We start from the raw sequence: 21,702 nt of genomic DNA on the forward strand, positions 1-21,702 counted from the left end.
TTGATTCATTTCCGGGGTGCGCCTAGAATTGCCGGCTCGCCTGAGCCCGTGTTTTTCATTTGCCCGGAATTTCTCGGCGATAAGCTGTAGCCGCAAGGCTAATTATTTTGTATTAGGAGCGTCTAGCCCATGAGTATGCAGGACCCGTTAGCGGACATGCTAACTCGTATCCGTAATGCCCAGATGGCTGAAAAGCCCGTCGTAAGCATGCCATCTTCCACGTTGAAGGTTGCTGTAGCCAAAGTCCTGAAGGACGAGGGTTACATTGCGGGTTATCAGATCAGCAGCGAAACAAAACCGCTGTTGTCCATCGAGCTGAAGTACTTCGAAGGCCGTCCAGTCATCGAAGAAGTGAAGCGCGTCAGCCGTCCAGGCTTGCGTCAGTACAAGTCCGTCGATGATCTGCCAAAAGTACGTGGCGGTCTCGGTGTGTCTATCGTCTCCACCAACAAAGGTGTGATGACGGATCGTGCTGCGCGCGCTGCCGGTGTCGGCGGCGAAGTGCTTTGCACAGTGTTCTAAGGGGGGATAAGCATGTCACGCGTAGCTAAGAACCCCGTTAAGTTGCCAGCAGGCGTCGAAGTTAAGCTCGTCGGCCAGCAGCTTTCGGTGAAGGGTGCCAAGGGCACTCTAGATCTGAACATCCATTCGTCCGTTGAGATCGTTGAAGAAGCTGGTGAGCTGCGTTTCGCTGCTCGCAATGGCGATCAACAAACTCGCGCAATGGCCGGCACCACTCGTGCACTGGTTAACAACATGGTCCAAGGCGTAAGCCAAGGCTTCGAGCGTAAGCTCCAGCTGGTCGGTGTTGGTTACAAAGCGCAAGCAAAAGGCACAGTGCTGAACCTGGCTCTTGGCTTCTCGCACCCAGTGGATTACGAACTGCCGGAAGGCATCACCGCTGAGACTCCCAACCAGACCGATATCTTCATCCGAGGTATCGACAAGCAGTTGGTTGGTCAAGTGGCCGCTGAGATCCGCGACTTCCGCCGTCCTGAGCCATACAAAGGCAAAGGTGTGCGTTACGCAGACGAAGTCGTCCGCCGTAAAGAAGCCAAGAAGAAGTAGGGCATAGCAAATGACCGTCAAAAAAGTTACCCGACTGCGTCGCGCTCGCAAAGCACGCCTGAAAATGCACGAGCTAGAAGTCGTGCGTCTCTGCGTGCACCGCTCTTCGCAGCACATTTATGCCCAGGTCATTTCGGCCGACGGCAGCAAAGTCTTGGCGAGCGCCTCGACTTTGGACAAAGAACTGCGTGATGGTGCCACCGGCAACATCGACGCGGCCACTAAGGTTGGCCAGCTGGTCGCTGCGCGTGCGAAAGCCGCCGGTGTATCGCAAGTGGCTTTCGACCGTTCTGGCTTCAAGTACCACGGCCGCGTCAAGGCGCTGGCTGATGCTGCTCGTGAAGGCGGGCTGGAGTTCTAAGTTATGTCAAATAACGACCAAAAACGCGACGAAGGCTACATTGAGAAGCTGGTTCAAGTTAACCGCGTTGCAAAGACTGTAAAAGGCGGCCGTATCTTCACTTTCACCGCGTTGACCGTGGTTGGTGATGGTAAGGGGCGTGTTGGTTTTGGCCGTGGCAAGTCACGTGAAGTGCCTGCTGCGATCCAGAAGGCGATGGAAGCTGCTCGCCGCAACATGATCCAGGTTGATCTGAATGGCACTACTCTGCAGTACGCAATGAAGTCCGCTCATGGCGCTTCGAAGGTGTACATGCAGCCTGCCTCTGAAGGTACCGGTATCATCGCTGGCGGCGCTATGCGTGCAGTGTTGGAAGTTGCTGGTGTTCAGAACGTATTGGCCAAGTGCTATGGCTCGACTAACCCGGTAAACGTGGTTCACGCCACATTTAAGGGTTTGAAGGCTATGCAATCTCCTGAATCCATTGCTGCCAAGCGCGGCAAAAGTGTCAAGGAGATCTTCTGATCATGGCTACCGTTAAAGTAACGCTGATCAAAAGCATGACCGGTCGCATTCCTAACCACAAACTGTGTGTTAAAGGTCTGGGTCTGCGTCGCATCGGTCACACTGTAGAAGTGCTGGATACTCCCGAGAATCGCGGGATGATCAACAAGGCTTACTACATGCTGCGAGTCGAGGGTTAATCGATGAAACTCAATGATCTGAGTCCAGCGCCGGGTTCCCGTCGCGAAAAGCATCGTCCGGGCCGTGGTATCGGTAGCGGTTTGGGTAAGACTGGTGGCCGTGGTCACAAAGGTCAGACCTCCCGTTCCGGTGGCACTATTGCTCCGGGCTTTGAAGGCGGCCAACAGCCGTTGCATCGTCGTCTGCCAAAATTCGGCTTCGTTTCCCTGAAGGCCATGGACCGCGCAGAAGTGCGTCTGTCCGAGCTGGCTAAAGTGGAAGGCGACGTTGTAACTGTGCAGTCCCTGAAGGATGCCAACGTGATCAACCAAAACGTACAGCGTGTGAAAATCATGCTGTCCGGCGAAGTTAATCGCGCTGTCACCATCAAAGGTATCGCAGCCACCAAAGGTGCGCGTGCGGCTATCGAAGCAGCTGGCGGCAAGTTCGAGGAATAAATGGCTAAGCAAGGTGCTCTCTCTGCGCTCGGCAAAGGCGGTATGTCTGAACTCTGGGCTCGTCTGCGTTTTCTGTTCCTGGCGATTATCGTCTACCGAATAGGCGCACACATCCCGGTTCCAGGTATTAACCCGGAGCGACTCGCAGACCTGTTTCGACAGAATGAGGGGACCATTCTTAGCTTGTTCAACATGTTTTCCGGCGGTGCGCTGGAGCGGATGAGCATTTTTGCACTGGGGATCATGCCGTACATCTCGGCATCGATCATCATGCAATTGATGACCGCCGTCAGCCCACAGCTGGAGCAGTTGAAGAAGGAAGGGGAAGCTGGCCGTCGCAAGATCAGCCAGTACACCCGCTACGGCACCGTCGTTCTGGCCTTGGTTCAAGCTATCGGCATGTCCGTTGGCCTGGCCGGTCAGGGCGTTGCGTTCTCTGCAGATATCGGCTTCCACTTCGTGGCTGTCACCACCTTTGTGGCTGGTGCGATGTTCATGATGTGGCTGGGCGAGCAGATTACCGAGCGCGGTGTTGGTAACGGTATCTCGATGTTGATCTTCGCAGGTATCGTGGCCGGTCTTCCGAGAGCGATCGGGCAGTCTTTCGAGTCTGCACGTATGGGTGATATCAATATTTTTGCCCTGGTTGCGATCGGTTTGCTGGCAGTAGCGATTATCGGTTTCGTGGTGTTCATTGAGCGTGGTCAGCGTCGTATTGCTGTTCACTACGCCAAGCGTCAGCAGGGCCGTAAGGTTTTTGCTGCGCAGACTAGCCACTTGCCGCTGAAAGTGAATATGGCTGGTGTTATTCCAGCTATTTTCGCAAGCAGCATTTTGCTGTTTCCAGCGTCGTTGGGTGCCTGGTTCGGTCAGTCTGAAGGTATGGGCTGGTTGCAAGACATCTCGCAGTCGATCGCTCCTGGTCAGCCGTTGAATATTCTGCTGTTTAGTGCAGGGATTATTTTCTTCTGCTTCTTCTATACGGCGTTGATGTTCAATCCGAAAGACGTAGCGGAAAACCTGAAGAAGTCCGGTGCCTTTATTCCGGGCATCCGTCCAGGTGAGCAGTCTGCGCGCTATATTGATGGCGTTCTGACCCGCTTGACCATGTTCGGTGCTCTATATATGACGGCCGTCTGCCTGCTGCCTCAGTTTCTGGTGGTTGCAGCAAACGTACCGTTCTACCTTGGCGGGACCTCGTTGCTGATCGTGGTAGTGGTTGTGATGGACTTCATGTCCCAAGTACAATCGCACCTCGTTTCGCACCAGTACGAATCCCTGATGAAGAAAGCCAACCTGAAGGGCTACGGCAGCGGCATGTTGCGCTGAAGTACCCATAAGGTTCGAGGAGCTGGTAATGAAAGTTCGTGCATCGGTGAAAAAGCTGTGCCGTAACTGCAAGATTATTCGCCGCGAAGGTGTTGTTCGAGTAATTTGCAGCGCGGAACCACGTCACAAACAGCGCCAAGGCTGAGTGTGATCTGTGCTTAAGCCCAGCAGCTAGTGCGCTGCTGGGTTGATTATTTGTTATTACAGCGATATTATCTCGCGCCCTATTTCTTGGCTTCCGGGGCGTAGGTAGCTGTCAATTGGAGTCCCACTGAATGGCCCGTATTGCAGGCGTTAACATTCCAGATAACAAGCATACTGTTATCTCGCTGACCTACATCTATGGTGTTGGTCGCACCACTGCACAGAAAATCTGTGCAACCACTGGGGTTAACCCAGCGGCAAAGATCAAAGATCTGAGCGACGAGCAGATTGAACAGCTGCGTGGCGAAGTGGCGAAGTTCACCACTGAAGGTGACCTGCGTCGCGAAATCAACATGAAAATCAAGCGCTTGATGGATTTGGGCTGCTACCGCGGTCTGCGCCATCGTCGTGGTCTTCCAGTGCGCGGTCAGCGTACCAAGACTAACGCGCGTACTCGCAAAGGTCCGCGTAAGCCGATCCGCAAGTAATCGCACCAGCGCAACGACAGGAATTTAGTCATGGCAAAACCTGCTGCTCGTCCTCGTAAAAAAGTTAAAAAGACGGTGGTTGATGGCATCGCCCACATCCACGCTTCTTTTAACAACACAATCGTCACCATCACCGATCGTCAAGGTAACGCGCTGTCCTGGGCTACCTCCGGCGGTTCGGGTTTCCGCGGTTCTCGCAAGTCCACCCCGTTCGCTGCTCAAGTAGCTGCTGAACGTGCTGGTCAAGCTGCGCTGGAATATGGTCTGAAGAACCTCGACGTTAACGTCAAAGGTCCAGGCCCAGGTCGTGAGTCTGCTGTCCGTGCTTTGAACGGCTGTGGCTATAAGATCGCCAGCATCACCGACGTGACGCCAATCCCGCACAACGGGTGCCGTCCGCCGAAGAAGCGCCGCGTGTAATCCAGGAGACTGTAAGAAATGGCTCGTTACATTGGTCCAAAATGCAAGCTTGCTCGTCGTGAAGGCACCGATCTCTTTCTGAAGAGCGGCGTTCGCGCGATCGAATCCAAGTGCAACATCGAAGCAGCTCCAGGTATCCACGGCCAGCGCCGTGGCCGTCAGTCCGACTACGGCACCCAGCTGCGTGAGAAACAAAAAGTTCGTCGTATCTACGGCGTACTCGAGCGTCAATTCAGCGGTTACTACAAAGAAGCTGCCGGCAAGAAAGGCGCTACTGGTGAGAACCTGCTGCAATTGCTCGAATGCCGTCTGGACAACGTTGTATACCGTATGGGCTTCGGCTCGACTCGTGCCGAATCCCGTCAATTGGTTTCGCACAAGTCGATCAGCGTAAACGGCAAAACCGTTAACGTTCCGTCGTATCAGGTTCGTGCTGGTGACGTGGTTGCTATCCGCGAGAAAGCCAAGAACCAACTGCGCATCGTCCAGGCTCTCGATCTGTGTGCCCAACGTGGCCGCGTAGAATGGGTAGAAGTAGACACTGAGAAGAAATCGGGCGTTTTCAAGAACGTTCCAGCTCGCAGTGATCTGTCCGCCGACATCAACGAAAGCCTGATTGTCGAGCTCTACTCCAAGTAAGGGCTAGAAAATAGGTGCATCCATGCAGATTTCGGTAAATGAGTTCCTGACACCCCGCCATATTGATGTGCAGGTTGTCAGTCCAACCCGCGCCAAGATCACTCTCGAGCCTCTCGAGCGTGGTTTCGGCCATACCCTGGGCAACGCGCTGCGCCGCATCCTGTTGTCCTCCATGCCCGGCTGTGCAGTAGTCGAGGCCGAGATTGACGGTGTACTCCACGAGTACAGCGCCATCGAAGGTGTACAGGAAGATGTAATTGAAATCCTGTTGAACCTTAAAGGTCTGGCTATCAAGCTGCACGGTCGAGACGAAGTTACGCTGACCTTGTCGAAGAAGGGTTCGGGGGTGGTTACCGCTGCCGATATTCAGCTGGATCATGATGTCGAGATCGTTAACCCCGATCACGTAATCGCTAACCTGGCGTCTAACGGCGCCCTGAACATGAAGCTCACCGTAGCTCGTGGTCGTGGTTATGAACCGGCAGACTCGCGTCAGAGCGATGAAGACGAAAGCCGCAGCATTGGTCGCTTGCAGCTTGACTCTTCGTTCAGCCCGGTTCGCCGTATCGCATACGTGGTGGAAAACGCCCGTGTCGAGCAGCGTACTAACCTGGACAAGCTGGTTATTGATCTGGAAACCAACGGTACTCTGGATCCTGAAGAGGCTATTCGCCGCGCTGCAACCATTCTGCAACAGCAGTTGGCTGCGTTCGTCGACCTCAAAGGTGACAGCGAACCAGTGGTAATCGAACAGGAAGACGAGATCGATCCGATCCTGCTCCGTCCGGTTGACGATCTGGAACTGACTGTACGTTCGGCCAACTGCCTCAAGGCGGAGAACATTTACTACATCGGCGACCTGATTCAGCGCACCGAAGTAGAATTGTTGAAGACTCCAAACCTTGGCAAGAAGTCCTTGACTGAGATCAAGGACGTCCTGGCCTCCCGTGGTCTGTCCCTCGGCATGCGCCTCGACAACTGGCCGCCGGCAAGTCTTAAGAAGGACGACAAGGCGACTGCCTGATCGTCGTAATCACCGAACGTTGTGTTTGGTAAGGAATGAACCATGCGTCATCGTAAAAGTGGTCGTCACCTGAGCCGGACTAGCTCGCACCGTAAGGCCATGTTCCAAAACATGGCGGTGTCGCTGTTCGAGCACGAGCTGATCAAAACTACATTGCCGAAAGCTAAAGAACTGCGTCGCGTTGCTGAGCCGCTGATCACTTTGGCTAAAACAGACAGTCTGGCTAACCGCCGTCTGGCTTTCGACCGTACTCGTTCGAAAGCAATCGTTGGTAAGCTGTTCAACGATCTGGGCAAGCGTTATGCAACTCGCGAGGGTGGCTATCTGCGCATCCTGAAGTGCGGTTTCCGCACTGGCGACAACGCGCCTATGGCGTACGTCGAGCTGGTTGATCGTCCTGCTGGCGGTGAAGCTGTATCCGCTGAGTAAGATGTCAGTTTGAACAAGAAACCGGGCCCAGTGCCCGGTTTTTTGCTTTTCGGCTCAGGGTTCAAGGATTGGATATACCTATCGGTAATCAAGATTTAATAAATTTTGTCGTGTAACAAAACTGGACAATAATCTCTGCCATACCGATTAGCCGGTCGTTTTTGCCAGAGGAAAATTATTAATGAGCCAGTCCAAGACTCTTACCACCGCCAGCGGCGCTCCCGTAGCTGATAATCAGAACTCCCGTTCGGCCGGTCCGCGTGGCCCTTTGTTGCTCGACGATTTTCACCTGATCGAGAAGCTTGCTCATTTCAACCGTGAAAACATCCCTGAGCGTCGTGTGCATGCAAAAGGTTCGGGTGCTCACGGTACTTTCACGGTTAGCCGTGACATCACCCAATACACCAGTGCCAACCTGTTCAATACGGTGGGTAAGCAAACCCCCATATTCCTACGTTTTTCCACTGTCGGGGGCGAACGTGGATCGGCTGATACCGAACGAGATCCGCGTGGGTTTGCTCTGAAGTTCTACACAGAAGAAGGCAACTGGGACATCGTGGGTAACAACACGCCGGTGTTCTTTATCCGCGACCCGCTGAAGTTTCCTGATTTCATCCACACCCAAAAACGCCAGCCGCAGACTAACCTGAAGAACGCCCAAATGATGTGGGACTTCTGGTCTCATTCTCCTGAGGCGCTGCACCAGGTTACGATCCTGTTCTCGGATCGCGGCATTCCGGATGGCTATCGCCATATGCACGGCTTCGGTAGCCACACTTACAGCCTGATCAGCGCTGCTGGCGAGCGACACTGGGTCAAATGGCACTATAAGACCCAGCAAGGCATCAAGAACCTTACGCCGGCCGATGCCGCCCGCATCGCCGGGACCGACCCGGATTACGCTCAACGTGACCTGTTCACGGCCATCGAAAATGGCGATTTCCCGAAGTGGACCGTCTGCATTCAATTGATGACTGAAGCCCAGGCTGCAGCCCATCACGAGAACCCTTTCGACGTGACCAAGACGTGGTCGCAGAAAGAGTACCCGCTGATCGAGGTCGGTGAGATTGAACTCAATCGCAACCCGCTTAACTACTTCGCCGAGGTCGAGCAGGCGGCGTTCGGCCCTAGTAACATGGTCCCTGGTGTCGGCCTGTCACCAGATCGCATGCTCCAGGGGCGCGTTTTCGCCTACGCCGATGCGCACCGCTACCGTGTGGGTACCAATCACCAGCAATTGCCAATCAATGCACCAAAGAACCCGGTACACAGCTATCAGCGTGACGGTGCAATGGCTTTCGGTAGCAACGGTGGTTCCGCGCCCAACTACGAGCCAAACAGCTATTCAGATGCGCCTAAACAGGCACCACACTATGCCGAGCCTGCTCTTGCGCTGAACGGAGCAGCTGACCGTTACGATCACCGTGAGGATGGCGATTACTACAGCCAGGCGGGGAAGTTGTTCAACCTCATGAGCGCGGAACAAAAAGCACTGTTGATCGATAATATTGCCGGCACGATGGCAGGTGTTTCCAGTGATGTGGTGCAGCGTCAGCTGCAGCATTTTTACAAGGCTGACGCCGCTTACGGCGAAGGTATTGCAAAAGCACTGGGCGTATCGTTGATGTAAGTCTAAGTGATAAACGGAACCGCCCTCATTTGGGCGGTTTTTCGTATCTTATCGCCGGTTTTTCGCTGCTTTTTGTCGCTTTTTATCGCTTTGGCCCGTGACCTTCGCAGGCGGTTGGTTCAGACTATGCACTTTCAAGCAGGAGACGTGGGCGATGCTAGGCCACCCGGAAGTAATCGATTATCTCAATACGCTGCTGGTGGGCGAATTGGCAGCGCGTGACCAATATTTCGTTCATTCGCGTATGTACGAAGACTGGGGCTTTACCAAGCTCTATGAGCGTATCAATCACGAAATGGAAGAAGAGGCACAGCACGCCGATGCTCTGATGCGTCGTATCTTGATGCTCGAAGGCACTCCGCGGATGCGTCCGGATGACCTGGAGGTTGGTACTACGGTACCCGAGATGTTCGCTGCTGATCTGCGCCTGGAATACAAAGTCCGTGCTGCACTGTGCAAAGGTATAGAGCTCTGCGAACTGCACAAGGACTACGTCAGCCGTGACATCTTGCGTGTTCAGCTTGCTGACACCGAAGAAGATCACACGTACTGGCTCGAAAAGCAGTTGGGTCTGATCAAGACCATAGGCCTGGAAAACTACCTGCAATCGCAGTTCTGATTCCTTCGCCAAGCTGCATAAAAAAGCCCCTGCACTTCACGTGACAGGGGCTTTTTCGTTCCAACGGTCAAGCAGCGTCAGGCTTTATCTCTAAGCAGCAACGGCTTGAGGTAGTGCCCTGTGTAGGACTGCTCCATTTCAGACACTTGCTCTGGCGTACCCACTGCAATGATCTGTCCGCCTTTCGAGCCGCCTTCCGGACCCAAGTCCACAAGCCAGTCGGCCGTTTTGATCACATCCAGGTTGTGCTCGATAACGACCACTGTATTGCCGTGGTCGCGCAGACGGTGCAGTACGTCCAGCAATTGCTGAATATCCGCGAAGTGCAAACCTGTGGTCGGTTCGTCGAGGATATACAAGGTCTTGCCGGTATCGCGCTTGGACAGCTCGCGGGACAGCTTGACCCGTTGAGCTTCACCACCAGACAACGTAGTCGCCGACTGACCCAGCTTGATGTAGGAAAGGCCCACATCCATCAAAGTCTGAAGCTTGCGCGCCAGGGCTGGAACGGCATCGAAGAATTCGCGTGCTTCTTCAATGGTCATCTCCAGAACCTCGTGGATGCTTTTGCCCTTGTATTTGATCTCAAGGGTTTCGCGGTTGTAGCGCTTGCTCTTACACACATCGCACGGCACATAGATGTCCGGCAGGAAGTGCATCTCAACCTTGATCAGGCCATCACCCTGGCAGGCCTCGCAGCGCCCGCCTTTGACGTTGAAGGAGAAGCGTCCTGGGCCATATCCCCGTGACCGTGACTCGGGTACGCCAGAGAACAGCTCGCGGATGGGTGTGAACAGCCCGGTGTATGTCGCCGGATTGGAGCGCGGTGTACGACCGATCGGGCTTTGATCGATATCGACTACCTTGTCCAGATGTTCCAGGCCTTTGATGCTGTCGTGGGTCGCCGCTTCCAGCGTCGTTGCGCCATTCAAGGCAGTGGCGCTGAGCGGAAACAGCGTGTTGTTGATCAGCGTCGATTTGCCCGAGCCGGAAACGCCAGTCACACAGGTCAACAGGCCAATCGGGATTTCCAGATCAACGTTGCGCAAGTTGTTGCCACGGGCACCCTTGAGGGCCAGTGACAGCTTCTTGTTACGCGGCGTGCGTTTGGCAGGCACTGCAATTTTTACCCGCCCGGAAAGGTACTTGCCGGTGAGTGAGTCGGGGTGTGACATGACTTCATCCGGCGTACCTTCTGCAACGATGTGTCCACCGTGCACACCAGCGCCCGGGCCGATGTCGACAACGTAGTCGGCAAGGCGAATGGCATCTTCGTCATGCTCCACCACAATCACCGTGTTGCCGATATCGCGCAGATGCTTGAGTGTGCCCAGCAACCGGTCGTTGTCTCGCTGGTGCAGCCCGATCGAAGGTTCATCGAGGATGTACATCACGCCGACGAGGCCGGCACCAATCTGGCTGGCCAGACGAATACGCTGAGCCTCACCGCCCGACAGGGTGTCAGCGCTACGATCAAGCGTCAGGTAATCAAGGCCTACGTTGACCAGAAACTGCAGGCGCTCGCGAATCTCTTTAAGGATTTTGTCAGCGATTTCGCCACGACGTCCGGTCAGCTTCAGTACACCGAAGTATTCGGTCGCATCGCCGATGGGCATGTTGGTGACGGCGGGCAAAGTCTTTTCACCCACCCACACGTGACGAGCCTCGCGACGCAGGCGAGTACCACGGCAATCCGGGCAAGGCTGCGTGCCAAGAAACTTGGCCAGCTCTTCGCGAACGGTCGCCGACTCGGTTTCCCGGTAGCGACGCTCCAGATTGGGCACGATGCCTTCGAAGGGGTGAGCACGTTTGACGATGTCGCCACGATCATTCAGATAGCGGAAATCGACATTCTGCGAGCCGCTGCCGTTAAGCAAAGTCTTCTGAGTGTCGGCAGGCAGTTCCTTGAACGGTACTTCCAGGCTGAAATCGTAATGCTTGGCCAAAGAGCCGAGCATCTGGAAGTAATACACGTTGCGCCGGTCCCAGCCGCGTATCGCGCCTTCCGCCAGCGTCAATTCGGCATTCACCAGACGCTTGATGTCGAAGAACTGCTTCACGCCCAAGCCGTCACAGGTCGGACAGGCGCCAGCCGGGTTGTTGAAGGAGAACAGCTTGGGTTCCAGCTCGCTGATCGCGTGGCCGCAGATCGGGCAGGCGAAGCGCGCAGAGAAAATCATCTCTTCGCCGGGCTCGTCATCCATGGACGCGACCCAGGCGATACCGTCAGCCAGTTTCAACGCAGTCTCAAAGGACTCTGCCAAGCGCTGCTGCAAGTCAGCTCGCACCTTGAAGCGGTCGACCACCACATCGATGGAGTGCTTCTTCTGTTTATCCAGTTTTGGCAGCTCATCGAGCTCACAGAGACGGCCATCAACCCGGGCGCGTACGAAACCCTGGGCACGTAATTCTTCGAACACCGACAAGTGCTCGCCCTTGCGTTCACGAACAACCGGGGCCAACAGCATCAGTTTGCTGCCTTCAGGTTGCGCCATAACCAGGTCAACCATCTGGCTAACGGTCTGCGCTTCCAGTGGGATGTCGTGATCCGGGCAACGAGGTTGACCTACACGTGCGTATAGAAGACGCAGATAGTCGTAGATCTCGGTGATCGTGCCCACGGTCGAACGCGGGTTATGCGATGTCGATTTTTGCTCGATGGAAATTGCCGGCGACAGACCTTCAATGGTGTCGACGTCAGGCTTTTCCATCATCGAAAGGAATTGCCGGGCATACGCTGAGAGTGATTCGACATAGCGCCGTTGCCCTTCGGCATACAGCGTGTCGAAAGCCAGCGACGATTTGCCAGAGCCGGAAAGCCCGGTAATGACGATCAGCTTGTCGCGTGGCAGAGTCAGGTCAATGTTCTTAAGGTTGTGGGTTCGAGCCCCACGAATCAGGATCTTGTCCAAAATGGCCTCGCACGGCGGGCGTCGAAAACGTAGGAGTATACGGACAAATACTGGATGGATGCACACTATCTAGTCCGCTCTTGCAGCCTTAAATGAAGACTGTGTCATCTAGGCGTGTCATAGCGTCGCGATATACCCCGTCAATCGATGGGACTGGTAGAATCGCCGCCGGTTCACACGAGGTTTTTCCATGCACGATCCCCACAGCGAGCGAATGAGCGGCGGCGAGACCCGCGCGGCAGGCGGTCTTGCACTGGTTTTTGCGTTTCGCATGCTCGGCATGTTCATGGTGTTGCCCGTGCTGGCGACCTATGGCATGGATCTGGCGGGGGCGAGCCCTGCGTTGATCGGCCTGGCAATCGGTGCCTACGGCCTGACCCAAGCCTTCCTGCAAATCCCTTTCGGGATCATTTCCGATCGTATCGGCCGTCGTCCGGTGATCTATTTCGGCTTGATCATTTTTGCCTTGGGCAGCGTTCTGGCAGCCAGCGCCGATTCGATCTGGGGAATCATCGCAGGGCGCATCCTGCAGGGCGCAGGTGCGATATCCGCGGCGGTCATGGCGCTACTCTCGGACCTGACCCGTGAACAACACCGCACCAAGGCCATGGCCATGATCGGCATGACCATTGGCCTGTCGTTTGCCATCGCTATGGTTGTTGGCCCGATTCTGACCAGCGCCTTTGGTTTGTCCGGTCTGTTTCTCGCCACCGGAGGCATGGCCTTGCTGGGCATTGGCATCGTCGCTTTCGTGGTGCCGAAAAATACCGGCACCTTGCAGCATCGTGAATCCGGTGTAGCACGTCAGGCATTGGGCCCAACCTTGCGCCACCCGGATCTGCTGCGTCTGGATTTGGGTATCTTTGTGTTGCACGCGATGCTCATGTCAAGCTTCGTCGCCTTGCCGCTCGCGCTGGTCGAGAAAGCCGGTTTGCCCAAGGAGCAGCACTGGTGGGTCTACCTCACAGCGCTGCTGATCTCATTTTTCGCAATGATTCCATTCATCATTTATGGTGAGAAAAAGCGTCAGATGAAGCGTGTGCTCATTGGTGCGGTCGCCGTACTGATGCTCACTGAACTATTCTTCTGGGAGTTTGGGGACACGTTGCGAGCACTGGTCATCGGGACAGTGGTATTCTTCATCGCGTTCAACCTGCTGGAAGCGTCTTTGCCGTCATTGATCAGCAAAGTGTCACCGGCTGGCGGAAAAGGTACGGCGATGGGGGTTTATTCCACCAGCCAGTTCCTTGGTTCGGCCGCAGGTGGGATACTCGGCGGCTGGTTGTTCCAGCATGGCGGGCTCGACGTGGTGTTCCTTGGTGGTGCTGCGATGGCCGCCATCTGGCTGGCAGTTGCAGTGACCATGCGTGAACCGCCTTACGTGACGAGCCTGCGTCTGCCCTTGTCGCCTGACGCCCTGCGTGATGCGGGCCTGGCAGACAGACTCAAGGCCGTAGAAGGCGTAACGGATGCAGTGGTGGTTGCGGAAGAAGCAGCCATTTACATCAAATTAGACACAGAACTATTGGATCGCGCGACTCTGGAGCGGATAGTCAACCCAGCCACTCAAGCGTGCGAAGCCTAGGAGAACGTTATGGCCCGTGGGGTTAACAAAGTTATATTGGTCGGCACATGCGGCCAGGATCCCGAAGTTCGCTACCTGCCTAACGGTAATGCCGTGACCAACCTGAGTCTGGCAACCAGCGAACAGTGGACTGACAAACAAACCGGTCAGAAAGTCGAAAAGACTGAATGGCACCGTGTGTCGATGTTCGGCAAAGTCGCCGAAATCGCTGGCGAGTACCTGCGTAAGGGCTCCCAGGTTTACATCGAAGGCAAGCTGCAGACCCGCGAGTGGGAAAAAGACGGTATCAAGCGTTACACGACTGAAATCGTCGTCGACATGCAAGGCACCATGCAGCTGTTGGGCGGCCGTCCACAAAACGACGGCGCTCCTCAGGGCCAGGGTGGCGGTTATCAGAACTCCGCTCCACGTCCTCAGCAGTCGCGTCCACAACAGTCCGCGCCGCAGCAACAGCCACAGCGCGAATCCCGTCCGGCTCCACAGCAACAAGCGCCACAGCCGGCCGCTGATTTCGACAGCTTTGATGACGATATTCCGTTCTAGGGCCTACCATAGATCGTAATGTAAAGTTTCAACCTAAGGCCCTGATTTTCAGGGCTTTTTACTTACATTTGACGCCTGCCGATTTAGCGCCTAATTTCAGTATTCGTTACCTGACGAAACTGTAAAGTAGGGGGCGATGCAATGGTCGATCTGTGCGTTCGATCCTTTGTCATGCAATCCGGTGAGCGTTACTGCCTGATCATGGATCGGCAGTCGGGCGTCCCTGTGTATGCGCCTAATCTGTTTCTGACTACGCAGGTTCGTAACGCCAGTCGCGCCTACGCCACGCTCATGGCGCAGGCGGGTCACCTTCTCGTGCTATACCGCTTTCTTCAGTATTACCAAATCGACCTCCCTAGCCGTATTCATCGCCAGCATTTTTTCAACGATGCGGAGATGGATGCTTTGCGCGATTTTTGTGCCTGCCGATACGACGCCAACGTCGACGTCGATAGAGCACTGTCTTCAGGCGGCTCTGTAACTAACTCCACCCAATACGTTCGGCTCACAGCTGCTGCGGATTATCTGAAGTGGGTTAGCCGCCAGTACCTCGATCATCTACAAGCAGAGCCAGCAGGTCTGGTGATGATGGTCAAAGGCATACGTCATCGCCGACCCAAAGCCAAAGGTCGTAACTCCGGGCTAATAGATCGCAGTGTTGACGATGCGGTCTTGCAGCAACTATTCGGGCTTCTCGAGGTAGGGTCGCCACAAAACCCTTTTTGCGAAACGGTTCAGGCGCGTAACCGCTTAATCGTTTTGGTTACGTACGGGGTGGGTATTCGCCGGGGCGAGTTACTGAATATTCGCCTCGAAGATATCGACTTTGCCTCTAATAAGCTCCGAATAGTTCGCAGGGCTGATCAGCCTGACGATCCGCGGCCACGACAACCCTTGGTAAAAACACGGGATCGGGAGTATGCGCTTCAAGACTGGTTGGCGGCCGAGATACACCGCTATGTAATGGGAGATCGTCGTCAGGTATCCAACGCCAGACGGTGTCCCTATTTGTTTATTACGCACAAACAGGGCCTGACCGTCGGAAAACCTTTGTCCGTGGCAGGTTACAACAAGTTATGGGCCGTTATTCAGCAGTCGATGGCAAGTTTGGAAGATATAACGGGTCACCGCCTGCGGCATACCTGGAATAAGGATTACAGCGTATTTATGGATGCAATGAAGCCGGCTGTATCTGAAGCGCGGCAGGAAGCTATGCGTTCTCAGCTTCAAGGTTGGAAACCGGGTTCCGGTACTGCTGCTCGCTACAATCGTCGGTTCACGGTTGAAAAAGCTAACGAGGTAGGGTTGCGGCTTCAAAGCATCCTCCAGACTAAGGGTTCATAACCAGCATGGATAACGATGACGTTGTGAGCCGCCAACCTCAGTATGCCGAATCAAATGAGCGGCGCTCGTATAATGGCTATAGCTTTGATAGCACTCATCTAACGTGGAAGTTGAGCAAGGATGTGTCGGTCCCGGTGGGAAAGGCCGCTTTGTTAATGACTGAGCCCGCTTATTTCGGGCTACGTGGCGTGTTGGTTAATTTTGCCGAGACTGGTTCAGCAAGTCACGTGTTCAATCTTTTTCAGCGTTATCTGGCGTTACTGCGCTACGCCGGTCCCCGCACCCTCACCACCGCCTTGCTCATTCAATATCGAAAGGAGGTGGGGGTTCGCTGTGAATGGTACTTGGGCGTAATCAGGATTTTGTTAAACAGATGGCTGGATCTAGGCTTACCTGGTGCGGATCCAGAAGTGGTGGCCTTACTTAACAGCTGGCGTCTGAAATGCAATACCAAGGGCGATATCATTAAGCGATGTGATCCGACCCAGGGGCATCTGTCTGATATTGAATTGCAGGCCGTGCTGGAGAGGGTGCCGCAGGCTTATGAACAAGGCATGATAAGTATCACAGAGCTGTCGCTAACTCTACTGAGCGCGCTCAGCGGGCGCCGTGGTGTGCAGTTGATGGCGTTAAAGATCATGGATTTGCGGGAGCGTGTGACGAAGGACGGAGCCACAATATATTTCGTCAACGTGCCACGTGCCAAGCAGCGAGGTGGAGGCTTCAGAACGGAGTTTCGTGAAGTCCCACTGACTCGAGAGCACTGGGACGTGATGCAGGCCCAAAAGCGCTTTGCGATTGCCACCGTCGAGTCGGCCCTTTGGTGTGACCTTCCGGAAGAGTATATTCCATATGTCCCGCTGTACCTTAATCTTAAACATATCAATGCTATCGAAACAGTGACCGAGCTACATAGGGCTCTCGAAGGCGACTATCTGCACGCTCTAGCGAATAACGTCGCTAGAGAGATTGCCCAAGCGGTGGAAGTTGCTGGCGTATCTTCGGAACGTACAGGTTTACCCCTTCAGATTTCTCCAAGACGCTTCCGCTATACATTGGGAACGCGTGCTGCGCGAGAAGGCTGCAGTACGTTAGTTATTGCTGAGCTTCTTGACCACAGCGATACCCAGTCCGCTCATGTTTACACCTTGAATGTTCCCGAATACGCAGCTCGCATTGATGAGGCTGTTGGTCACTATTTGGCACCCTACGCCCAAGCGTTTGCAGGTGTCTTGGTAGACAGTAAATCAGCAGCCCTACGTGGAGATTTGCCTGGGAGTGATGTTCGTGATTTTTCGGGCGTGGTGGCGGGAACCTGTGGCCACTGCGGTTCTTGTACTGCCAATGTGCCGATCCCTTGCTACACCTGTATTCACTTTCAGCCTTGGCTGGAGGGGCCCCACGAGCTTGTTTATCAGCAACTGGTGGAGGAACGTAAAAGAATCTTGGAAGTTACCGGTGATGCAGCTATGGCTGCAGTGTTAGACCGTAGCATGATGGCCGTGGCCGAAGTCGTGCAAGCTTGCAATAGACGCAGAGAAACCTTGATCGCAAGCTCTCGGGGGAATTCTCATGGTTGAATTGTTCCATTTCGTACCCAAGAGCGAAGGCCTGGCACGGAACAATGTTATTGACTTTATCGCTCAGGTCAGAGAGCACTATCAAGGAACGGCCGCTGAGTGGAATTCAGCAGCATGGCCTTCCGCGCGGTTTGTGAAAATCGGTAGTCCCATGTGCTCACGAGGTGCAGTGGATCCCCAGTGGGTACTCGATGCGGAATACATGGATTTTGCCAAGGCCTATTTGTGGTACGTGCTTGCTCACAACCCTCGCAAAAATATTGGTTATATCATTGCTTCGCTTCGGGTTCTGGAAGGTGCGCTGCTTCAGGTCCATCAGTCCCCTCGCGTGTGGTTGTGCAACGCCGCCGTGCTGGATGAGGCGGCCCTGATTACCTCGCGAACTTACTCCCCTGGCTCCGCGTATTCTTGTTCGCGAGTGATGATGGAGCTTGCGAGTTTTCTGGCCAGCCGATGCATGGCGAAATCTAATATAAAGGATTGGAAAACCCCGCTCAGGCATCCAGGTGACATGCAGGTCCAAATTGGGCCTCAGGCAAATCGCATAAGGGCCAACAAGCTTCCTCGGCAAGAGGAGCTTAATGCGATTGCCGAGATCTTTGCCAATGATCCTGAACTGCCGTTGGACCGTTTTACCTCTTGCTGCTTTGCACTGCTCATGTGCGCCCCTTCGCGAGGATCTGAGGTGCTCGCTCTATCCGTGGATGCAGAGATTGAAGAGAGGGATAATAAGGGTGTACTGCGTTACGGCTGGCGTTTTCCGGCAGGTAAAGGTTTTGGGTGGGACATTAAATGGATCCCCAAATCGATGGAGCAATTGGCAAAGACGGCCTTCGCAAGGATGAAAGAGCTAAGTCAGCCCGGCCGGGATTTGGCGACTTGGATCGAGCAGCACCCGGATCGCTTCTACCGGCACTCCCTATGCCCGGATGTTGACGAGGACCAGCCGTTATCACCGGTGCAAGCCGCGCGAGCATTGGGGTTTGACCAGATCGAGCCAGGAGAAGCGAGAACTCGATTGTATGGCCGCCAGCTTGATAGTCGAGATGGCTCCCACACACTTAGATCCCTATGGCAATACACGCTTGCTCGACAACCCAAAGATTTTCCCTGGTACGACCAGCGGAAGGGCGTCAAGTACAGTCAAGCGTTGTGTTGCATGTTAAACAACCAGCTTCATGCTATCAAAAACACTATTCCCATTGAGCTCCATTGGGTAGGCATTTCTACCTTAATAAACGACTTGGGTATTCGCAACGGCCGTGTAGCCTACAAAGGTATCTTTGAACGTCATGGATACCGGCGATCAGATGGCGAAGCGATGAAATTGACGACCCATCAGCCTAGGCATTTGTTGAACACCCTTGCTCAGAGCGGAGGGCTCTCTCAAGAGGAAATCGCTAAATGGTCCGGACGAAGAGACGTAAAGCAAAACCGGGTTTACAACCACATGCCCAATGCCGAGATCATTGCCGATATTCGTGATGCCTTAGTAGCTGCACCGCCGCCGCCCTCGGTTTCGTTAATGACCAAAGATCACACTCCGGTGACGGCTGATGAGTTCGCTTCTAACCGGGTTCCGGCAGTGCATGTCACGGAATATGGCTTTTGTGTTCATGACTTTGTTATCAGTCCTTGCCTTAAATATCGTGATTGTGTGAATTGTACTGAGCAAATCTGCGTGAAGGGGGATCAAGCAAAGTTAGCCCGGCTGCGTTTACGACGCGAACAGTTGCAGGGTGTCCTTTCGCTAGCCTTGGATACGGCTGAGGAAGGGGAGGTGGCTGCCGATCGCTGGATTGAACACCATCGAATGACCATAGCTCACTTGGATGAACTGATTGAGCTTTTGAGCAGTTCCCAGCTTGCTGACGGAGCATTGGTGCGTATTAGCGGTAACGATTTTAGTCACATAGCTTGAGCGCTGGGCACTCAGCGTACCCAGATCCGGTGAGGAGGGGCCATGGCTAGACACCTGAGTTCCACGGATATTAAAACTATCATCAACTTTATCTATGGCACGGACCTGACACCACTAACTTGGGAAAACATCTGCGAATGGGTCATTCCCTTGGTTGGTAAGCGGTTTACCAGACAGACGCTTAATGCCCATGGCGACATCTCGTCCGCCTATAGGAGTAGAAAGCAGAGTTTGCGCCAGACGGTGCCTAGGCACCCTAAGCCCGCCAGTCTTTCCATCGCGTCCCAGCGCATCCGCCGACTTGAGGCCGAGGTAACAGATTTGAAGATGCAGAACAGCCTTCTGTTGGAGCAGTTTGTGATGATCCAATACAACGCCTATAAACACGGCCTCAAAGAATCGCAATTGACTCTTCCGCTGCCTCGCATTGATCGTGAGCGAACAGACGACCATTAGCATTATAGAATTTGCTCGCTGTTAGTTTTCAAACGCAAATTGAACTACCGGAACATTAGTATGACTGTAAGCGTCCGGTAGATACACCTTGACCACACCATTTTCCCCTCGGAGACCTCGTAAGCCTAGGGTCGCTCATCGCCGCCTCGTACGTAAGGTGATTATGGCAAGCGGAGCATGCAGGCGCGGAGATGGAAGTCTGAAGGGTCAAGACACAAGCGAAGTAATGGTTTGGTTCACGACAGCCGTGCCGGGGCCGTGAGCGTCAACCTAGATTCCTAGAAGTATTTCAACCGCCGCCGTCACAACTTGATTTTTAGATAATCTCTGAGATCGGCCATCGCTTACAGTGCCATAGACAACAGCTACAACACCACTGCCTCGGCCATAGCCGAGGCAGATTGATCACCAAAATACAGCTCGCCTGCGACAGCAACGGCTTCCCGCTGACCGTCATGCTGTCGCTCGGTACAAGCTGGCGAACAGCTTCAAAGCCATAGTTGCACGAGCCTGAATCAAGAAATGCTTCCAGGCTGATTGTTTGGACGAAATCTAGCTCAAGAAGGTTTCCAACGATCTACCTCGCAGCTCGGCCCTGTAGCGGTGGGGATGGAGATCAACTCTATCAACGAGCCCCATGGCGCTCGGACATAATGCATAGAATTGCCTGTTCCTTTTTCGATACCAAAAAGTGCGTTCGGCCCGCGAAGCGGAGTACCTCCTGCAGCCAAGACACGATGGAGCACCTGGGCAAGATCATCACAGTAAACGGCGAAGTGCTGAAGCCCCATGGAGCCTATTCCATCGACGCCCGGTGCTGCACCTTCGATCTCAAACAATTCGATGTTGGCACCTTCACCGAGACGAATCATGCGAGTCGCCACGATTCTTTGCTCTTCTTTCAGCGCTACCGTTGCGGCAAGTTCTTCGGGGGGGCGACGCGGTTGGCCATCGACCACTGTGTCGTAGACGATAGCTGCATCGAAGGCCTCGTGAAAGAACCGGGTTGCTGCCTCGATGTCTGGAACCGTTATGCCTATATGATCTATGCCACGTACATTGCTAGACATTCAGCATTCCCACCTATGGTCGACCCAAGAAGGAGTTGATCAAAGGGTTCAACGCTGGAGCGCACTCCTCTGGAACCCAATGGCCGCAATCTGGCAACACGTGCGATTCAACGTTAGTGGCGTAGCGGCGGATGTTCTCAGGCTGCTGAGCACCGAACCCGCCGTTACCCCCACCGCCAACCGCGAGTACAGGCATTGTCAGCTTAGTAGCCACCAGCTTCTCGTTCTGCTTAATCGATTGGGGAAGCGCACGATAATATTCAAATGCGTGGTGGAAGGTCTGGGGCTTAGAGTATGACCGCACGTAACGGTCTACCAGTTCGTCAGTGAACACCGCTTGGTTGCTGGCATGGTGACGAATGAAATGCGTCAGAAACAATCGCTCGTTTCCTTTGACCATTGCGTCGGCCAGCTGACCGGAGGCTGCGAAGAAACTGTGATGCCATCCAGGTGCCTCCCCGGTCGCGACGAAGGCTGGCAGCGAATAGAGAGTGTCGTCAGGAATGGTCGCTTCGATGAACGCAGCCTTCACGATGTCCCCAGGATGGCGGGCAACCATTGGGTAGCTGTTCCAGATACCAATATCGTGGGCAACAAGGTAGAAGGGCTTGTCCGCACTGATCCGCTTGGCAAGCTTGTGCAGATACTCCGAAACATCCACTCCAGTGTAAGTAGTTTTCGGCGGCGCTGACAGGCCAAGACCTGGCAGGTCTACTGCTACGACCGTATAGCGTTCTGCGAGTTGCGGCATGAGGCTACTCCACTCATACCATGTCTGGCCGAAGCCGTGGACAAGCATCACAAGGGGGCCTTTGCCGCCACGTACGAAATGCAACTTCACACCGTCAACAGTCTCGTAGGCGCTGGTAAAACCTTCGGGTGTCGGAAACTCTGCCTGTTGGGCGCTGACAGCTGGAGGCGGTGCAGGATTGATCTGTGCTGCGTTGGCCTGAGTTACACCCATAGCGAGCGCAGCAACGGCTAGTGCAATTGCGTGGAGCTTCATATTTTTCACCTAG

Annotated in this window: 24 protein-coding genes; 21 read left to right on the forward strand and 3 right to left on the reverse strand. The window is 54.4% G+C overall.

The genetic code is table 11. The features are described from left to right. Positions 1–129: 129 nt before the first annotated feature. The 15 genes from rpsH to bfr all read left to right on the forward strand — a co-directional run bounded on the left by rpsH (position 130) and on the right by bfr (position 9,272). Entirely contained in the window at positions 130–522 is a 393-nt protein-coding gene (gene rpsH / locus EE949_RS01570; protein WP_020290698.1) for a 30S ribosomal protein S8, read from the forward strand. A 12-nt stretch (positions 523–534) separates the two neighbouring features. Next, the gene (rplF, locus tag EE949_RS01575) at positions 535–1,068 is read left to right on the forward strand and encodes a 50S ribosomal protein L6 (RefSeq protein WP_020290697.1); all 534 of its coding nucleotides are present in this window, start codon (positions 535–537) and stop codon (positions 1,066–1,068) included. A 10-nt stretch (positions 1,069–1,078) separates the two neighbouring features. Continuing rightward, on the forward strand, positions 1,079–1,429 hold the full coding sequence (rplR, locus tag EE949_RS01580) for a 50S ribosomal protein L18 (protein WP_087267435.1): 351 nt from the start codon (positions 1,079–1,081) through the stop codon (positions 1,427–1,429). 3 nt (positions 1,430–1,432) lie between these two features. Then, positions 1,433–1,933 carry a 30S ribosomal protein S5 gene (gene rpsE, locus EE949_RS01585; RefSeq protein ID WP_003186035.1) on the forward strand — a complete coding sequence of 167 codons (501 nt, stop codon included), beginning with the start codon at positions 1,433–1,435 and terminating at the stop codon, positions 1,931–1,933. A 2-nt stretch (positions 1,934–1,935) separates the two neighbouring features. After that, complete coding sequence (gene rpmD / locus EE949_RS01590) at positions 1,936–2,112, forward strand: 50S ribosomal protein L30 (RefSeq protein WP_003186033.1); 177 nt, start codon at positions 1,936–1,938, stop codon at positions 2,110–2,112. Between the two features lie 3 nt (positions 2,113–2,115). Further along, positions 2,116–2,550 carry a 50S ribosomal protein L15 gene (rplO, locus tag EE949_RS01595; protein ID WP_027898308.1) on the forward strand — a complete coding sequence of 145 codons (435 nt, stop codon included), beginning with the start codon at positions 2,116–2,118 and terminating at the stop codon, positions 2,548–2,550. Further along, a complete protein-coding gene (gene secY / locus EE949_RS01600) occupies positions 2,551–3,879 on the forward strand; it encodes a preprotein translocase subunit SecY (RefSeq protein WP_027898309.1) in 1,329 nt (442 codons plus the stop codon). Between the two features lie 28 nt (positions 3,880–3,907). Further along, positions 3,908–4,024 carry a 50S ribosomal protein L36 gene (rpmJ, locus tag EE949_RS01605; RefSeq protein WP_002555468.1) on the forward strand — a complete coding sequence of 39 codons (117 nt, stop codon included), beginning with the start codon at positions 3,908–3,910 and terminating at the stop codon, positions 4,022–4,024. Between the two features lie 130 nt (positions 4,025–4,154). Further along, a complete protein-coding gene (gene rpsM / locus EE949_RS01610; protein ID WP_004883692.1) occupies positions 4,155–4,511 on the forward strand; it encodes a 30S ribosomal protein S13 in 357 nt (118 codons plus the stop codon). 30 nt (positions 4,512–4,541) lie between these two features. Next, positions 4,542–4,931 carry a 30S ribosomal protein S11 gene (gene rpsK / locus EE949_RS01615; protein WP_002555466.1) on the forward strand — a complete coding sequence of 130 codons (390 nt, stop codon included), beginning with the start codon at positions 4,542–4,544 and terminating at the stop codon, positions 4,929–4,931. An 18-nt stretch (positions 4,932–4,949) separates the two neighbouring features. Beyond that, on the forward strand, positions 4,950–5,570 hold the full coding sequence (gene rpsD, locus EE949_RS01620; protein ID WP_025262045.1) for a 30S ribosomal protein S4: 621 nt from the start codon (positions 4,950–4,952) through the stop codon (positions 5,568–5,570). A 22-nt stretch (positions 5,571–5,592) separates the two neighbouring features. Continuing rightward, positions 5,593–6,594, forward strand: coding sequence for a DNA-directed RNA polymerase subunit alpha (locus tag EE949_RS01625; RefSeq protein ID WP_003176403.1), 1,002 nt, complete (start codon positions 5,593–5,595; stop codon positions 6,592–6,594). A 42-nt stretch (positions 6,595–6,636) separates the two neighbouring features. Beyond that, a complete protein-coding gene (gene rplQ, locus EE949_RS01630) occupies positions 6,637–7,023 on the forward strand; it encodes a 50S ribosomal protein L17 (RefSeq protein ID WP_008145500.1) in 387 nt (128 codons plus the stop codon). A 181-nt stretch (positions 7,024–7,204) separates the two neighbouring features. Next, positions 7,205–8,653 carry a catalase gene (locus tag EE949_RS01635; RefSeq protein ID WP_122662269.1) on the forward strand — a complete coding sequence of 483 codons (1,449 nt, stop codon included), beginning with the start codon at positions 7,205–7,207 and terminating at the stop codon, positions 8,651–8,653. Between the two features lie 154 nt (positions 8,654–8,807). Next, positions 8,808–9,272: a bacterioferritin gene (gene bfr / locus EE949_RS01640; protein ID WP_122662271.1), complete on the forward strand. Its 465-nt coding sequence runs from the start codon at positions 8,808–8,810 to the stop codon at positions 9,270–9,272. 77 nt (positions 9,273–9,349) lie between these two features. Here bfr and uvrA read toward each other — a convergent pair whose 3' ends face one another. Next, positions 9,350–12,184, reverse strand: coding sequence for an excinuclease ABC subunit UvrA (gene uvrA / locus EE949_RS01645; RefSeq protein ID WP_122662273.1), 2,835 nt, complete (start codon positions 12,182–12,184; stop codon positions 9,350–9,352). A gap of 190 nt (positions 12,185–12,374) precedes the next feature. Here uvrA and EE949_RS01650 point away from each other — a divergent pair, with 190 nt between their 5' ends. The 6 genes from EE949_RS01650 (at position 12,375) to EE949_RS01675 (ending at position 19,613) form a co-directional block, all read left to right on the forward strand. Continuing rightward, positions 12,375–13,769, forward strand: a complete 1,395-nt coding sequence (locus EE949_RS01650; protein ID WP_122662275.1) for an MFS transporter — start codon at positions 12,375–12,377, stop codon at positions 13,767–13,769. A 9-nt stretch (positions 13,770–13,778) separates the two neighbouring features. Next, entirely contained in the window at positions 13,779–14,312 is a 534-nt protein-coding gene (locus tag EE949_RS01655) for a single-stranded DNA-binding protein (RefSeq protein ID WP_122662277.1), read from the forward strand. Between the two features lie 141 nt (positions 14,313–14,453). After that, a complete protein-coding gene (locus tag EE949_RS01660) occupies positions 14,454–15,656 on the forward strand; it encodes a tyrosine-type recombinase/integrase (protein WP_122662279.1) in 1,203 nt (400 codons plus the stop codon). Positions 15,657–15,661: 5 nt separating this feature from the next. Further along, entirely contained in the window at positions 15,662–17,236 is a 1,575-nt protein-coding gene (locus tag EE949_RS01665) for a site-specific integrase (protein ID WP_122662281.1), read from the forward strand. Continuing rightward, positions 17,229–19,157, forward strand: a complete 1,929-nt coding sequence (locus tag EE949_RS01670) for an integrase (protein WP_122662283.1) — start codon at positions 17,229–17,231, stop codon at positions 19,155–19,157. Before EE949_RS01665 ends, EE949_RS01670 begins: the two co-directional genes overlap by 8 nt. Before the next feature lie 42 nt (positions 19,158–19,199). After that, entirely contained in the window at positions 19,200–19,613 is a 414-nt protein-coding gene (locus tag EE949_RS01675; protein WP_122662285.1) for a hypothetical protein, read from the forward strand. Between the two features lie 557 nt (positions 19,614–20,170). On the opposite strand, the gene EE949_RS01680 is transcribed toward EE949_RS01675, so the two are convergent. Continuing rightward, the gene (locus tag EE949_RS01680) at positions 20,171–20,683 is read right to left on the reverse strand and encodes a VOC family protein (protein ID WP_122662287.1); all 513 of its coding nucleotides are present in this window, start codon (positions 20,681–20,683) and stop codon (positions 20,171–20,173) included. A gap of 13 nt (positions 20,684–20,696) precedes the next feature. Next, positions 20,697–21,689: an alpha/beta fold hydrolase gene (locus tag EE949_RS01685; RefSeq protein ID WP_205504870.1), complete on the reverse strand. Its 993-nt coding sequence runs from the start codon at positions 21,687–21,689 to the stop codon at positions 20,697–20,699. Between the last annotated feature and the right edge of the window lie 13 nt (positions 21,690–21,702).

This window comes from Pseudomonas viridiflava (genome assembly GCF_900602065.1).
Classification (GTDB): Bacteria; Pseudomonadota; Gammaproteobacteria; order Pseudomonadales; family Pseudomonadaceae; genus Aquipseudomonas.